General features: G+C 69.8%; 11 protein-coding genes. 7 read left to right on the top strand and 4 right to left on the bottom strand.

What is annotated here, in order from left to right; translation table 11 throughout:
• Positions 1-25 precede the first annotated feature (25 nt).
• The 4 genes from tal (at position 26) to tkt (ending at position 6,594) form a co-directional block, all read left to right on the top strand.
• A complete protein-coding gene (tal, locus tag AC3WRN_RS14850) occupies positions 26-1,120 on the top strand; it encodes a transaldolase (RefSeq protein ID WP_068094961.1) in 1,095 nt (364 codons plus the stop codon).
• Positions 1,117-2,766, top strand: coding sequence for a glucose-6-phosphate isomerase (gene pgi, locus AC3WRN_RS14845; protein ID WP_068094958.1), 1,650 nt, complete (start codon positions 1,117-1,119; stop codon positions 2,764-2,766). The genes tal and pgi overlap by 4 nt, the downstream gene beginning before the upstream one ends.
• Positions 2,763-4,409, top strand: a complete 1,647-nt coding sequence (gene pgm, locus AC3WRN_RS14840; RefSeq protein ID WP_068094955.1) for a phosphoglucomutase (alpha-D-glucose-1,6-bisphosphate-dependent) — start codon at positions 2,763-2,765, stop codon at positions 4,407-4,409. Before pgi ends, pgm begins: the two co-directional genes overlap by 4 nt.
• A 136-nt stretch (positions 4,410-4,545) precedes the next feature.
• Positions 4,546-6,594 carry a transketolase gene (gene tkt / locus AC3WRN_RS14835; RefSeq protein WP_492623551.1) on the top strand — a complete coding sequence of 683 codons (2,049 nt, stop codon included), beginning with the start codon at positions 4,546-4,548 and terminating at the stop codon, positions 6,592-6,594.
• A 5-nt stretch (positions 6,595-6,599) separates the two neighbouring features.
• On the opposite strand, the gene AC3WRN_RS14830 is transcribed toward tkt, so the two are convergent.
• On the bottom strand, positions 6,600-7,355 hold the full coding sequence (locus AC3WRN_RS14830) for a Bax inhibitor-1/YccA family protein (RefSeq protein ID WP_068094944.1): 756 nt from the start codon (positions 7,353-7,355) through the stop codon (positions 6,600-6,602).
• A gap of 123 nt (positions 7,356-7,478) precedes the next feature.
• Between AC3WRN_RS14830 and hemC the strand changes: the two genes are divergently transcribed.
• A complete protein-coding gene (gene hemC, locus AC3WRN_RS14825; protein ID WP_492623550.1) occupies positions 7,479-8,396 on the top strand; it encodes a hydroxymethylbilane synthase in 918 nt (305 codons plus the stop codon).
• Between the two features lie 165 nt (positions 8,397-8,561).
• On the opposite strand, the gene AC3WRN_RS14820 is transcribed toward hemC, so the two are convergent.
• A complete protein-coding gene (locus AC3WRN_RS14820; protein ID WP_068093530.1) occupies positions 8,562-9,377 on the bottom strand; it encodes a DUF481 domain-containing protein in 816 nt (271 codons plus the stop codon).
• A gap of 280 nt (positions 9,378-9,657) precedes the next feature.
• Here AC3WRN_RS14820 and AC3WRN_RS14815 point away from each other — a divergent pair, with 280 nt between their 5' ends.
• The gene (locus tag AC3WRN_RS14815; protein ID WP_068093534.1) at positions 9,658-10,641 is read left to right on the top strand and encodes a helix-turn-helix transcriptional regulator; all 984 of its coding nucleotides are present in this window, start codon (positions 9,658-9,660) and stop codon (positions 10,639-10,641) included.
• Between the two features lie 11 nt (positions 10,642-10,652).
• The gene (locus tag AC3WRN_RS14810) at positions 10,653-11,591 is read left to right on the top strand and encodes a patatin-like phospholipase family protein (protein ID WP_492623549.1); all 939 of its coding nucleotides are present in this window, start codon (positions 10,653-10,655) and stop codon (positions 11,589-11,591) included.
• A 16-nt stretch (positions 11,592-11,607) separates the two neighbouring features.
• Here AC3WRN_RS14810 and AC3WRN_RS14805 read toward each other — a convergent pair whose 3' ends face one another.
• Positions 11,608-11,976 carry a DUF488 domain-containing protein gene (locus AC3WRN_RS14805; RefSeq protein WP_068093539.1) on the bottom strand — a complete coding sequence of 123 codons (369 nt, stop codon included), beginning with the start codon at positions 11,974-11,976 and terminating at the stop codon, positions 11,608-11,610.
• A 66-nt stretch (positions 11,977-12,042) separates the two neighbouring features.
• Positions 12,043-12,759 carry a glycosyltransferase gene (locus AC3WRN_RS14800; RefSeq protein ID WP_492623548.1) on the bottom strand — a complete coding sequence of 239 codons (717 nt, stop codon included), beginning with the start codon at positions 12,757-12,759 and terminating at the stop codon, positions 12,043-12,045.
• Positions 12,760-12,860: the final 101 nt, after the last annotated feature.

Genomic DNA, 12,860 nt, shown 5'->3' with positions numbered 1-12,860 from the left:
ATCGAACCGGAAACACGGAGCAAGCATGAAAGCGACCCGCCAATTGCACGACCTCGGCCAGAGCCTGTGGCTGGACAACATCACCCGCAGCCTGCTCGACGACGGCACGCTGGCGCGCTACATCGCCGAGGATTCGATCACCGGGCTGACCTCGAACCCGAGCATCTTCGACGCGGCGATCGGCGGCGGCGACGCCTACGACGCCGGCATCCACGCCAAGACGCTGGCCGGGCTCTCCGGCGAGGCGCTGTTCACCGAGCTGGCGCTGGAAGACCTGCGCCGCGCCGCCGACCTGTTCCGCCCGGTGTTCGACGCCACCCGCCAGGTGGACGGCTGGGTCTCGATGGAAGTCTCGCCGCTGCTCGCCGCCGACACCGCCGGCTCGATCGCGGCGGCGCGGCACATCCACCACCAGGGCCGGCGCGACAACCTGTTCGTGAAGATTCCCGGCACCCCGGAAGGCGTGCCGGCGATCGAGGAGGCGATCTTCCTCGGCATCCCGATCAACGTGACCCTGCTGTTTTCCTGCGCGCAGTACCAGGCCGTCGCCGAGGCGTACCTGCGCGGCATCGAGCGACGCCTGGAAGCCGGGCTGGACCCGCGCGTGGGCTCGGTCGCCTCGCTGTTCATCAGCCGCTGGGACGTGGCCGCCAACCCGCAGCTGCCGGCCGATCTGCACAACCGGCTGGGCATCGCGGTGGGCCAGCAGACCTACCGCGCCTACCGCGAGCTGCTGGCCTCGAAGCGCTGGCAGAAGCTCGCCGCCGCCGGCGCGCAGCCGCAGCGCCTGCTGTGGGCCAGCACCGGGGTGAAGGACCCGTCCGCGCCGGACACGCTGTACGTCAGCGCGCTGGCCGCGCCGGACACCATCGACACGATCCCGGAGAAGACCCTGCACGCGTTCGCCGACCACGGCCAGCTGCATGGCGTGCTGGCCGCCGACGGCGGCGATGCGGACGCGGTGCTGGCGCAGGTCGCCAAGGCCGGCGTGGACCTCGACGCGCTGGCGCTGAAGCTGCAGCAGGACGGCGCCGCGGCGTTCGTGAAATCGTGGCAGCAGCTGCTGCAGCGGATCGCCGACAAGGCCAGCGCGCTGGAAAAGGAATCCGAGCTGCCATGAGCGAGCCGCGACTGACCCGCCTGCCGCCATGGCAGGCGTTGCAACGGCATGCCGACGCGATCGGCCGGCGGCACCTGCGCGAGTGGTTCGCCGCCGATCCGCAACGTGGCGAGCGCTTCGTGCTGGAGGGTGTCGGCCTGTACCTGGATTACTCCAAGCAGCGGGTGGATGCCGACGCGCTGCGCCTGCTGCGCGAACTGGCGGTGGCCTGCGGGCTGCCGCAGCGGATCGAGGCGATGTTCCGCGGCGAGCGCATCAACACCACCGAGCAGCGCGCCGTGCTGCACGTGGCGCTGCGCGCGCCGGCGGGCGAGAAAATCCTGGTCGACGGCCACGACGTGGTGGCGGACGTGCACGACGTGCTCGACCGCATGGCCGCGTTTGCCGACCGCGTGCGCAGCGGCGCATGGCGGGGCCACGGCGGCCGGCGCATCCGCCACGTGGTCTCGATCGGCATCGGCGGCTCGGACCTCGGCCCGGTGATGGCGTACGAGGCGCTGCGCCACTACAGCCGGCGCGAGATGACGTTCCGCTTCGTCTCCAACGTGGACGGCACCGACTTCGCCGAGGCGGTGCGCGCGCTGGACGCGGCCGAGACGCTGTTCATCGTCTGCTCGAAGACCTTCACCACGCTGGAGACCTTGGCCAACGCGCACGCCGCGCGCGCCTGGTGCCTTGCTGCCCTGGGCGACGAGTCCGCGGTGGCAAAGCACTTCGTGGCGGTCTCCACCAACGCCGACGAGGTGGCGAAGTTCGGCATCGACACCGCCAACATGTTCGGCTTCTGGGACTGGGTGGGCGGGCGCTACTCGATGGATTCGGCGATCGGCCTGTCCACCATGCTGGCGATCGGCCCGGAGCATTTCCGCGCGATGCTGGCCGGCTTCCACGCGATGGACGAGCACTTCCGCCACGCGCCGCTGGAACGCAACCTGCCGGCGCTGATGGGCCTGCTCGGCATCTGGAACAACAACTTCCTCGACGCCGCCACGGTCGCGGTGCTGCCGTACGAGCAGTACCTGAAGCGCTTCCCGGCCTACCTGCAGCAGCTGACCATGGAGAGCAACGGCAAGCGCGTCACGCTGGACGGCGCGGCGGTCGACTACGCCACCGGGCCGGTCTACTGGGGCGAGCCGGGCACCAACGGCCAGCACTCGTTCTACCAGCTGATCCACCAGGGCACGCGCATCGTGCCGTGCGACTTCATCGGCTTCGGCCAGCCGCTCAACCCGCTCGGCCAGCAGCACGACCTGCTGATGGCGAACCTGATCGCCCAGGGCGAGGCGCTGGCGTTCGGCAAGACGGCGGACGAAGTGCGCGCCGAAGGCACGCCCGAGGCGCTGGTGCCGCATCGCACGTTCCCCGGCAACCGCCCCAGCAGCACCATCCTCGCCGCCAGGCTCACCCCGCACACGCTGGGCACGCTGATCGCGCTGTACGAGCACAGCGTGTTCGTGCAGGGCGTGATCTGGGACATCGACTCGTTCGACCAGTGGGGCGTGGAGCTGGGTAAGCAGCTGGCGAAGGCCACCATCGCCGAGCTGACCGCGCCGAGCGAGCCGCCGCTCGCCCACGACAGTTCCACCAACGCCCTGATACGCCGCTATCGCCGGCTGCGCGACAGCCAGACAACGGAAGGTCCATGAGCCAGAAGATCAGCCCCCTCGCCGGCAAGCCGGCACCGTCGTCGATCCTGGTCGACATCCCGCAACTGCTCGCCGCGTATGCCGACCTGAAGCCCGACCCCGCGGTACCGGCGCAGCGGGTGGCGTTCGGCACCTCCGGCCACCGCGGCAATGCGCTGGAGCGCAGCTTCAACGAAGCGCACATCCTGGCGATCAGCCAGGCGATCTGCGAGTACCGCCGCTCGAAAGGCATCGACGGCCCGCTGTTCATCGGCGCCGACACCCATGCGCTGTCGCAGCCGGCGTTCGAGAACGCACTGGAAGTGCTGGCCGCCAACGGCGTCGAGGCGATGATTTCCAGCGGCGGCGAATACACCCCGACGCCGGCGGTGTCGCACGCGATCCTGGTCCACAACAGGGGGCGCTCGAAGGGCCTCGCCGACGGCATCGTGATCACGCCATCGCACAACCCGCCGGACAACGGCGGCTTCAAGTACAACCCGACGAATGGCGGCCCGGCCGACAGCGACATCACCCGCTGGGTGGAGAACCGCGCCAACGCCCTGCTCGAAGGCGGCCTGAAGGAAGTGCGGCGGATGCCGTACGCGCAGGCGCGCAAGGCGGCCACCACGCACGAGCACGACTACCTCAACGCCTACGTCGCCGACCTGGCGAACATCGTCGACTTCGACGCCATCCGCGGCGCCGGCGTGCACATGGGCGTCGACCCGCTGGGCGGCGCCGGCGTGCACTACTGGGCGCCGATCGCCGAGCGCTACCGGCTCGATCTCACCGTGGTCAGCGCGGTGGTCGACCCGCAGTTCGCCTTCATGAGCGTGGACTGGGACGGCAAGATCCGCATGGATCCGTCGTCGAAGTATGCGATGCAGCGGCTGATCGGGTTGAAGGACCGCTATGACGTCGCGTTCGCCTGCGACACCGACCACGACCGCCACGGCATCGTCACCCGCAGCAGCGGACTGATGGAGCCGAACCACTACCTGTCGGTGCTGATCGACTACCTGTTCCGGCATCGGCCGCAGTGGAGCGCGCATGCCGCGGTGGGCAAAACCGTGGTCAGTACCGCGCTGATCGACCGCGTGGCGAAACGGCTGGGCCGAAAACTCTACGAGGTGCCGGTCGGCTTCAAGTGGTTCGCACCCGGCCTGTTCGACGGCTCGCTCGGCTTCGGCTGCGAGGAAAGCGCCGGCGCCTCGCTGCTGCGCCGCGACGGCTCGGCCTGGGTCACCGACAAGGACGGCCTGGTGCCGGCGCTGCTGTCGGCCGAGATCACCGCGCGCGAGGGCAAGGACCCGGGCGAGCTGTATGCGCAGTTGACCCGCGAACTCGGCAAGCCGTTCGCCAGCCGCGTCGACGCGGCCGCCACGCCGGCGCAGAAGGCGAAGCTGGCGAAACTGTCGCCCGATCAATTGAAAAGCGACCGGCTGGCCGGCGAGAAGATCGAGCAGGTGCTGGACAAGGCGCCCGGCAACGGCGCCGCGATCGGCGGAATCAAGGCGATCGCCGCCAGCGGCTGGTTCGCCGCACGGCCGTCCGGCACCGAGGCGATCTACAAGGTCTACGCCGAAAGCTTCCAGAGCGAAGAACACCTGCAAGCGTTGCTGAAGGAAGCCCAGAGCATCGTCGACAGCGCCCTGGCCTGATCGACGCGGCCGCTCGCGTAGGAGCCCGCTCGCGGGCGATGCTCCTGCTCTGACGTACGATGAAAGATGCGATCAAGAGCATCGCCCGCGAGCGGGCTCCTACGCGGACGATCAATCCACCACCGGAGATACCGCCATGTCCCACGCCCTCGACCAGCAATGCATCGACCTGCTGCGTTTCCTGTCGGTGGACATGGTGCAGCACGCGAACAGCGGCCACCCCGGCCTGCCGCTGGGCGCCGCGCCGATGGCCTACGCGCTGTGGACGCGGCAGCTGAAGCACAACCCGGCCAATCCGCACTGGCCCGATCGCGACCGCTTCGTGCTGTCCGCCGGCCACGGTTCGGCGCTGCTGTACAGCCTGCTGTTCGCCACCGGCTACGACCTCGCGCTGGACGACCTCAAGCAGTTCCGCCAGTGGGGCAGCAAGGCGCCGGGACACCCCGAGTACGGCCACACGCCGGGCGTCGAGATCACCACCGGCCCGCTCGGCCAGGGCCTGGCCAACGCGGTGGGCATGGCGATCGGCGAGGCACACCTGGCCGCGCGCTACAACCGCGACGGCCACACGGTGATCGACCACCGCACCTGGGCCATCGTCAGCGACGGCGACCTGATGGAAGGCGTGGCCAGCGAGGCCGCTTCGCTGGCCGGCCACCTGAAGCTGGGCAAGCTGGTCTGCCTGTACGACGACAACTACGTGACGCTGGCCGGCGGCACCGACATCACCTTCTCCGAGGATCGCGCGAAACGCTTCGAGGCCTACGGCTGGCAGACCATCCAGGTGACCGACGGCAATGACCTGGCGGCGATCGACGCCGCCTTGCTTGAGGCGCGCGCCGACAGCGCGCGGCCCACGCTGATCCTGGTGCGCACGCACATCGGCTACGGCTCGCCCGAGCAGGACACGTTCAAGGCGCACGGCTCGCCACTGGGCGTCGAGGACGTCCGGAAGACGAAGGAGAAGCTGGGCTGGCCGGTCGAACCGGACTTTCTGCTGCCGCCGCCGGCGCTCAAGCACCTGCGCGAAGCGCTGGACCGCGGCGTGGCGGCCGAGCGCGACTGGAATGGCCGCATGGACGTCTATACCAAAGCCTTCCCCGAGCTGGCCGCCGAGTTGCAAGGCCGCCTGGATGGCGAACTGCCGGCGGGCTGGGACGCTGACATCCCGGTGTTTCCCGCCGATGCCAAGTGCCTCGCCACCCGCGTCGCCGGCGGCAAGGTAATGAACGCGATCGCGCCGAAACTGCCCGCGCTGGGCGGCGGCTCGGCCGACCTCGACCCGTCCACCCACACCGCGCTGAAGGACCTGGGCGACTTCAATCCGCCGCTGGCGCCGGGCGAGGACAGCCAGGGTTCCGACGGCGGCGGCTGGAGCCACGCCGGCCGCAACCTGCACTTCGGCGTGCGCGAGCATGCGATGGGCGCGATCGCGAACGGGCTGGCCGTGCACGGCGGCTTCATCCCCTACGGCTCGACCTTCCTGATCTTCTCCGACTACATGCGCCCGGCGATCCGCCTCGCCGCGCTGATGGGCGTGCACGTGGTGCACGTGTTCACCCACGACAGCGTGGCGCTGGGCGAAGACGGCCCCACCCACCAGCCGGTGGAACAGCTGGCCAGCCTGCGTGCGATCCCCAACCTCAGCGTGATCCGCCCCGCCGACGCCAACGAGACCGCCGTGGCGTGGAAGGTGGCGCTGGAAACAAAGCGGCGGCCGGTGCTGCTGGCGCTGACCCGGCAGAACGTGCCCACGCTGGACCGCACCCGCTACGCCAGCGCCGACGGCCTGCGCCAGGGCGCGTACGTGCTCAGCGATGCGCCGAACGGCAAGCCCTCACTGATCCTGCTCGCCAGCGGCTCCGAGGTCGGCCTGATCGTCGAAGCCGCCGACCAGCTGCAGGCCGACGGCATCGCCGTGCGCTGCGTGTCGATGCCGAGCTGGGAATTGTTCGACGCGCAGCCGCAGAGCTATCGCGACCAGGTGCTGCCGCCCGACGTGCCGGCACGGCTGGCGGTGGAACTGGGCGTGTCGCAGGGCTGGGACCGCTACGTCGGCGCGAAGGGCGACATGCTCGGCATCGACCACTTCGGCGCCTCCGCGCCGGCCGAGGTGCTGCTGCGCGAATTCGGCTTCACGGTGGACAACGTGGTGAAGCGCGCCAGGGCGTTGCTGGCGCGCTGATCCGCTCAGTTGCGCGACTGCAGCTTCGACAGCAGGCGCAGCAGTTCCAGGTACAGCCAGACCAGGGTCACCACCAGCGCGAAGGCGCCGTACCACTCCATGTACTTCGGCGCGCCCTGCTGGGCGCCGGTTTCGATCAGGTCGAAGTCGAGGATCAGGTTGAGCGCCGCGATCACCACCACCACCGCGCTGAACGCGATGCCGATGCCGTTGCTGCCGTTGATGAAACCCATCGAGTGGCCGAAGAAGCCCATCGCGAAGTTCGCCAGGTACAGCAGCAGGATGCCGCCGGTGGCGGCGGCGACGCCGAGCTTGAACTTCTCGGTGGCGCGGATCAGCCCGCTGCGATAGGCCAGCAGCATCGCGGCCATGGTGCCGAAGGTCAGCCCCACCGCCTGCATCACGATGCCGGGGTAGCGCATCTCGAAGATCGCCGACAGTGCACCGATGAACAGCCCTTCCGCCACCGCGTACAGCGGCGCGGTGATCGGTGCCCAGGTCTTCTTGAACACGGTGACCAGGGCCAGCACAAGGCCGCCGATCGCGCCGCCGAGCACCAGCGGCATCATCGCCGGCAGGCTCCCGGGGCCGGCGAACCGGCTCCAGCTGACCATCGCGCCGACCAGCACCAGGATCAGCAGCAGGCCGGTCTTGTTGACCGTGCCGTTGATCGTCATCGCCTCGTCGCCGCGGGTGAGGACCGCGCCGCTGGCGGCATCGAGGAAGGTGTTCTTGTTGAGCGCCGGATTGCCGCTTTGCATGATCTGCTCCCGTGGTTTGCCATCATCGTAGCGGCTTTGCCGCCGCCCTGCGCCAATGTGCCGTTGCGCCGCCGTACGCAAACTACGCGACAATGTGCGCCTGTCGAACGTCGCGGAGCCCCGATGAACCCTTCCACCCTGCGTATCGCCACCCGCAAGAGCGCGCTCGCGCTGTGGCAGGCCGAGCACGTCGCCGCGCGGCTGCGCGCCACGCATCCGGGGCTGGCGGTGGAGCTGGTGCCGATGAGCACCCGCGGCGACGAGATCCTGGACCAGCCGCTGGCCACCATCGGCGGCAAGGGGCTGTTCCTGAAGGAGCTGGAGGTGGCGATGCTGGAAGGCCGCGCCGACCTCGCCGTGCATTCGCTGAAGGACGTGCCGGCGCAGTTGGAGCCGGGCTTCGCGCTGCCGGCGATCCTGCCGCGCGCGGACGCCGCCGATGCGTTCGTCAGCAATCACCACGACAACCCCGCCGCGCTGCCCCACGGCGCGCGCGTGGGCACCTCGTCGCTGCGGCGGCAGGCGCAGTTGCGCGCACTGCGGCCGGATCTTGAACTGCTCGACCTGCGCGGCAACGTGGGCACCCGCCTGGCCAAGCTCGACGCCGGCGCCTACGACGCGATCGTGCTGGCCTGCGCGGGACTGGAGCGGCTGGGCCTGGCCGCGCGGATCCGCTCGCGGCTGGCCGCGCCGGACTGGCTGCCGGCGCCGGGGCAGGCGGCGATCGCGATCGAGGCACGCGAGGGCCAGCCCGGCGTACTGGCGCTGCTGGCCGCACTGGACGACGCCGACACCCGGCTCACCGTCAGCGCCGAGCGTGCGATGAATCAGGCGCTGGGCGGCAGCTGCACGGTGCCGGTCGGCGCGTGGTGCACGCTGGGCGAACACGGCCTGCACCTGCGCGGCATGGTCGGCGACGCGGCCAGCGGCCAGCTGCTGCATGCCGAGGCCAGCGGCCCCGCCGACCAGGCGATCGCGCTGGGCCGGCAGGTGGCGGCGGCGTTGCTGGCGCAGGGCGCCGCCGAGCTGCTCGGGCTCTGAAAAACGGCGCCGATTTTCAACGCCGGTCGCAGCCTCGGCAGGGCGGGCACGGCCCGCCGCCTTTCGCGTTGCATGGCAAGAGCGGCGGGCGGTGCCCGCCCTGCAAAAACAAACGGCCCCGCCGCTCTCGCGACGGGGCCGTTTCCGTATCGGTGACACTCGAACTCAGAAGCTGTAGACCAAATTGGTGGTGGTCAGCGTGTCGGTCTTCTTGGTCTTGGTGGCGGCCACCACGTCGCTGTTGTGGCGCACCTGGAAACCGACCTTCAGCGCCAGCTTGCGGGTCATGCTGACCGCCAGGCCTGCGTCGTTCTGCAGGTAGGTGTTCTTCGAGCCCGCTTCCATCAGGAACGTGTCCTCGAACGCGGCGTTGTCGCTCAGCTTGTACTTGTAGTTGACCAGGCCGCGGGCAACCATCTCGCTCTGGCTCGGCTGCCGCTGCCTGGTCTCGACGCCGTTCACCACCAGGTCGATGTCGGCCGGACGGTAGCGCTTGTAGCCGGGGCCGATTTCGAACGACAGCTCGTTGCGCTCGTCCTTCAACGCGATGTAGCCGTAGCCGAGCGAGACGATGCCCTGCCACAGGTTCGCGCCGAAGTCGTCGTGCTCGTAGCGAGCCGCGCCCACGATGTAGCTGCGCGGGTCGAGCTTGAGGCCGACCGAAGCGCCGCCGTCGTAACGGTTCGCGGTGGTGTTGAATTTCTTGATGGTGTTGCCGCTGCTGTCGACCACGGTCTGCTGGCTCTTCGAGCGCAGGCCGTCGAGGAAGAAGGTGTTCTTCCACTGCTCGTTTTCCTGGCTCAGGCCGAGTTTCGCGTTGACGTTCTCCGAGCGCGAGTTGCCGGTGGACGAGGCGAAGCCGAATTCGCCCGAACCGCTCCAGCCGCCGTTGCTGGACGGGGTGGTGTCGGCATCCTGGGCCTGCACGGCGAAACTGGCGAAGGCGGCCAGCAGCAGGCCGGCGATCAAGGTCTTTTTCATCGGGAAAGAGGATCCATTTGTTAAGCAAAAGTAAGGCCGCTACCTTAACGCGGCGGCTTGAACTTGCAATGAACACCGCCGGCAAGCCATCGGAGGCGCTTCCATCGCACGCCCGGCGTACATTCGAGGCCGGTGTCGGGAGATGGCTCCAGCCAGCAGCCGTCCGCGGCACGGACGGCATGCACGCTGCACCCGCAGTGGCGGCGCGGTGACTTGCAGCCACCACGACCCGCCTCCATGCTACACAACGCCTCCCTCCCGACGATATGCCGACGCTTCCATGGATCGCTACGAACGCATACTGACCCTGCACCGGCTGCTGAAGTCGGCGCACTACCCGATCCCGCTGTCTCGCCTGCTCGGCGAGCTGGAATGCTCGCGCGCCACGCTGTACCGCGACGTGGCGTTCCTGCGCGATGCGCTGGGCGCGCCGATCGAGAGCGCCGGCACCGACCAGGCCGCGTTCCGCTACGAAGTGGGCGAGGGCGAGAAGTTCGAGCTGCCCGGGCTGTGGCTGACCTCCGACGAGCTGGCCGCGCTGCTGGCCTTGAACGAGCTGATCAGCCGTTCCGGCCCCGGCGTGCTGGCCGGCGCGCTGGCGCCGTTCAAGGCACGCATCGAGGGCCTGCTGTCGCACCAGGACAACGGCAGGGCGCTGCCGATCGAGCGCATCCGCGTGGTCGCCTGGGGCGAGCGCAAGCTCGACCAGCAGGTGTTCCGCATCGTCGCCGGCGCGGTGCTGGAGCGCAAACAGCTGCGCTTCCGCTACCGCGCGCGCACCACCAACGCGGACAGCCGCCGCACGGTGTCGCCGCAACGGCTGACCCACTACCGCGACAACTGGTACCTCGACGTGTGGGACCACGACCGCCAGGCGCTGCGCAGTTTCGCGGTCGACCGCATCGCCGACGCGCAGGCGCTGGACACGCCCGCCACCGACGTGGCCGACGCCGACCTCAACGAGCTGCTCGCCTCCAGCTACGGCATCTTCGCCGGCAAGCCGAAGGCGTGGGCGACGATCCGCTTCTCGCAGCACGCCGCGCGCTGGGTCGCCGACGAGCACTGGCACTCGCAGCAGCAGGGCGAATGGCTGCAAGACGGCCGCTACGAGCTGAAGCTGCCCTACTCCAATTCCAAGGAACTGCTGATGGACGTGCTCAAGTACGGCCCGGACGCAGAGGTGGTGGCGCCGCTGTCGCTGCGCGAGGAGATGAAGATCCTGCTGCAGCTGGCGCTGGGCGGCTACCAGCAGTCGCCGCGCTGAGCACGGATCCGATGGCCGCCACCGATACCGCCGGTGCCGCGCCCGCCGCGCGCAGGCCGACCGTGGCGCTGGCGCTCGGTTCCGGCGGCGCGAAGGGGCTGGCGCACATCGGCGTGATCGAGGAGATCGAGGCGCAGGGCTACGCGATCGTGGCGATCGCCGGCACCTCGATGGGCGCGCTGATCGGCGGCATCCATGCCACCGGCCGGCTCGACGTGTACCGCGACTGGGTCTGCGCGCTGGCCAAGCTCGATGTGCTCAGGCTGGTCGACTGGACCTTCAGCGGCGGCGGCCTGATCAAGGGCGACAAGATCATCGAGACCATGCGCGGGCTGGTCGGCGACGCGCAGATCGAGGAGCTGCCGCTGGCGTTCACCGCGGTGGCCACCGACATCGAGCGCGGCCGCGAGGTGTGGCTGAGCCGGGGCGGCCTGTTCGAGGCGATCCGCGCGTCGATCGCGATCCCCACCGTGTTCCGCCCGCACACCATCGACGGCCGCCGGCTGGTCGACGGCGCCCTGCTCAACCCGGTGCCGGTGACACCGCTGATCCGCGAGAGCGCCGACTACCTGATCGCGGTGAGCGTGGACGGCCCGGCGATGACCACCGTGCCGCCGGAACCGCCGGTGCACGATGCGGCCACGCCGGAAGGCGGCTACCGCCAGCGCCTCGGCGAATTCATCGGCCGGATGCTCCCGCGCGGCGAAAGCCGCCCGCGCGAGCCGGGCACGCTCGAACTGCTGGCCCAGTCGATGGACCTGATGCAGGCGAACCTGTCGCGGCTGCGCCTGGCTGCGTACGCGCCGGACCTGCTGATCCAGCTGCCGCACGACATGGCGCTCGCCTACGAGTTCTACCGCGCGCGCGAGCTGATCGAAATGGGCCGCGCGCAGGCGCGCGCGGCGCTGGCGAACTGGCCGCGGGCCGGCACGCCGCAGCGCGAGGCCTGAGCCGCGCCTGGGCACCCTAGCGTGGACCGTGCATGTGCAGCCAGTTGTCCAGGTACGCCTTCAGCGCCACCGCGTTGTTGTGCTCTTCGTCGCGCGCGCCGAAGAGCAGGGTGACGGTGTGCCGCGCGGCGCGCTCGGCCAGTGGCTGCCAGTGCTCGGCCAGCGCATCCAGCTCGCTGGCGTAGCGGTGGCGGAAACCGTCCCAGCGCGCCGGATCGTGGCCGAACCACTGGCGCAGGGCGGTCGACGGGGCCAGCTCCTTCGCCCACAGGTCCAGCGGCACCGCCTCCTTCTTCAGCCCGCGCGGCCACAGCCGGTCGATCAGCACGCGATAACCGTCGGCTTTCGCGGCCGGTTCGTAGACACGCTTGACGGCGATGCTCATCGGATGAGCCTCCCTGGGGGAAGATCCCCAGCATACGACCGGCGGCACCAGGCGGCGTGACGCGGATCAGAGTTCCTCGACTTTCGTCACCTTGCCCCGGCGCATCAGCCAGGCCACGCCGCGCAGGTCGGCCAGGCCCACCCACAGCCGGTCCAGCATGCCGTACTTGGACACGCCGGCGGTGCGCGGGCGGTGGCCCACCGGCACGCTGGTGCTCTGGAAACCGGCGCGCTTGACCAGCGCCGGCAGGTAGCGGTGCATGTGGTCGAAGTAGGGCAGGCGCAGGAACACCTCGCGCTCGAACAGCTTCAGGCCGCAACCGGTGTCCGGCGTGGCGTCCTTCAGCATGCGCGAGCGCACCGCGTTGGCGACCTTCGAGGAGATCCGCTTGTTGAAGCTGTCCCGGCGCGTCGTGCGCCAGCCGGCGAACAGGCGCACCTCGGCGGCGGCGGTATCGCGCGCGGCGAGCAGCTTCGGGATGTCGGCCGGGTCGTTCTGGCCGTCGCCGTCCAGCGTGGCGATCCACGGCGACGCCGCCGCGCGCACGCCGTTCCACACCGCGGTGCTCTGGCCGCTGCGGGTGACGTGGTACAGCACGCGCAGCTCCGGGTGCTGCGCCTTCTGCGCAGCGAGCACGGCGCGGCTGTCGTCGCTGGAATCGTCGTCGACGTAGACGACTTCGTAATCGACCTTGCCGCGCAGCGCGGTGGCGATCTCGGCGAGCAGCGGCGGGATATTGTCGCGCTCGTTGAAGACGGGGACGACCACAGAGAGCTGGGGCATGATGGTGGATCCACGGAAGCAGCTGGGCATTATCGCCCATGCGTCACGCCGCGACGAGTCCGCGGGCCACGCCAGCCCGCGGAAACCTCTGGATCCTGCGT

The organism is Rhodanobacter sp. FW101-FHT13A11, assembly GCF_058790335.1.
Note: the sequence above shows the minus strand (reverse complement) of the source record. Positions and strands in the feature narration are given on the sequence as shown.

Excerpts from the sequence above, each read along its gene's own strand:
- AC3WRN_RS14830 (WP_068094944.1), bottom strand. The coding sequence starts at position 7,355 with ATGCAAAGCGGCAATCCGGCGCTCAACAAGAACACCTTCCTCGATGCC.
- AC3WRN_RS14810 (WP_492623549.1), top strand. The coding sequence starts at position 10,653 with ATGGCCGCCACCGATACCGCCGGTGCCGCGCCCGCCGCGCGCAGGCCG.
- AC3WRN_RS14800 (WP_492623548.1), bottom strand. The coding sequence starts at position 12,759 with ATGCCCCAGCTCTCTGTGGTCGTCCCCGTCTTCAACGAGCGCGACAAT.
- pgi (WP_068094958.1), top strand. The coding sequence starts at position 1,117 with ATGAGCGAGCCGCGACTGACCCGCCTGCCGCCATGGCAGGCGTTGCAA.
- tkt (WP_492623551.1), top strand. The coding sequence starts at position 4,546 with ATGTCCCACGCCCTCGACCAGCAATGCATCGACCTGCTGCGTTTCCTG.
- tal (WP_068094961.1), top strand. The coding sequence starts at position 26 with ATGAAAGCGACCCGCCAATTGCACGACCTCGGCCAGAGCCTGTGGCTG.
- AC3WRN_RS14805 (WP_068093539.1), bottom strand. The coding sequence starts at position 11,976 with ATGAGCATCGCCGTCAAGCGTGTCTACGAACCGGCCGCGAAAGCCGAC.
- AC3WRN_RS14820 (WP_068093530.1), bottom strand. The coding sequence starts at position 9,377 with ATGAAAAAGACCTTGATCGCCGGCCTGCTGCTGGCCGCCTTCGCCAGT.
- AC3WRN_RS14815 (WP_068093534.1), top strand. The coding sequence starts at position 9,658 with ATGGATCGCTACGAACGCATACTGACCCTGCACCGGCTGCTGAAGTCG.
- hemC (WP_492623550.1), top strand. The coding sequence starts at position 7,479 with ATGAACCCTTCCACCCTGCGTATCGCCACCCGCAAGAGCGCGCTCGCG.
- pgm (WP_068094955.1), top strand. The coding sequence starts at position 2,763 with ATGAGCCAGAAGATCAGCCCCCTCGCCGGCAAGCCGGCACCGTCGTCG.